General features: G+C 72.5%; 2 protein-coding genes. One reads left to right on the forward strand and one right to left on the reverse strand.

Features of this window, described 5'->3' with window-relative positions:
* Nucleotides 1–160: 160 nt before the first annotated feature.
* Entirely contained in the window at nt 161–1,078 is a 918-nt protein-coding gene (locus GT354_RS27620) for an FCD domain-containing protein (RefSeq protein ID WP_161359091.1), read from the reverse strand.
* Nucleotides 1,079–1,172: 94 nt separating this feature from the next.
* Between GT354_RS27620 and GT354_RS27625 the strand changes: the two genes are divergently transcribed.
* Nucleotides 1,173–1,558: polysaccharide deacetylase family protein (locus tag GT354_RS27625; protein ID WP_237535509.1), on the forward strand; the 386-nt coding region annotated here is incomplete at its 3' end.

Here is a 1,558-nt window from a genome sequence, read left to right on the forward strand (position 1 = left end):
CACCGCGCGCAGCCGGTCGCGCGGGGCCTCCCACGCGCGCAGCGTCCACCGCGCGGAGCCCGGTGGACGCTGCCCGCGGTCGTTCGCACCGGGCCCCGCACCGGAAATCCCACCGGGCCCCATCAGCCCCACCGGCCCGCGAAGCCTCCCCCGTCGGCCCCTACGGCGTGGCGTCCACGCGTGACGAGATGCCGGTGATCGCGTGGTCGTGCGCGGCTTGGCGGACCAGGTCGGCGCGGCCGGAGGCGATCGCGCCGATGATCTCGGTGTGCACGACCAGGCGCCGGCGCAGGTAGTCCTTGAGGCCCTCGGTCGGCACCACCGAGTCGACGTGCTCCTGCAACGTCGACAGCAGGCTCTCGTACACCTGCCGCAGCAGGTTGTTGCGGCAGATGGACGCGAGTCGGCGGTGCAGCGACCAGTCGGCGAGGTAGAACGACTTGCCGTCGTTGAGGTGCGAGGCCATCTCGGCGAGGATCTTCTCGCAGTCGAGGATGTCGTCCTCGGTGCGGTACTGCGCGGCCTCCAGCAGCATCAGCGGCTCCAGCGCCTCGCGTACGTGGATCGCGTCGGCCACGGTCACCGCGCCCGAGCCCATCGACAGCATCGACTCGCCGAACTGGAGGACGCCGCCCAGCGCGCTGGTGGCATCCTCGCCCAGGGTCCTGGGAGTCGGCGGCTCGGGGGTGCCGAGCAGTTCGGCGGTCAGCGAGCGCAGCTCCTCGCGCACGCGCTGCTCGTACACCGCGCGGTGTTCGTGCACGACGTGCCGGCCTGCGTCCGTGACGTGCAGGAGCGCGGCGCGGGCGTCGGTGGCCGAAGCCGTCCGGCGCAGCAGCCCGGCCCGCTCCAGCCGGGTGGTCAGCCGGCTGGTGCCGGACTGGCTCAGCCCCAAGGCCTCCTGGACCCGACGCTGGGGGAGGGACCCGCCCTCCGCCCGGCCGAGCAGTTCGAGCGCCTCGAAGTCGGCCGCGCTGGTCGCGCCGAAGGTGCGCAGGGCCGGTTCGAGCGCCTCGTTCGCAAGGCGCAGCCGTCGGCCCAGTTCACGCCACGCGTGGATCGCGTCGATGTCGGTCATGACCGCCTCTCGTCGGCGCGGTGACGATCACCGTCCATCACCATGCTAATCGATGCTTGCGGAGGCATCTACAATTATGATCTCATGCGTAGTCATGCAAGTACCTCCTCCGGGAACCGACCCGGCACCGCGCCCGGTGTCCGTGTGCCTGACGTTCGACCACATGGGCGGCGGCCAGGAAGTGGGCCAGGGCAAGCGGGTGCGACCCGACGTCGACCGGCACGACCTCGCCGTCGGGATCCCCCGCATCCTCGAACTCCTCGACGCCTCCGGGGTCCCCGCGACCTTCTACGTCGAGGGCTGGAGCGCCCTGCACCACCCCGACGCCGTCGACGCCCTCCTCACCCGCGGCCACGACGTCGGCCTGCACGGCTGGGTGCACGAACGCTGGGCCGCACTGGGCACCGACGAACGCCGCCGCATCCTCGCCGACGGAACCGCCGCGCTGCGCTCGGCCGGCTGCGCGCGCCCCGGCTTCCG

Source organism: Streptomyces sp. SID3343 (assembly GCF_009865215.1).
Lineage (GTDB): Bacteria > Actinomycetota > Actinomycetes > Streptomycetales > Streptomycetaceae > Embleya.

Bases quoted from the DNA above. Each gene is read 5' to 3' on its own strand.
- GT354_RS27620 (WP_161359091.1), bottom strand. From the start codon at position 1,078: ATGACCGACATCGACGCGATCCACGCGTGGCGTGAACTGGGCCGACGG.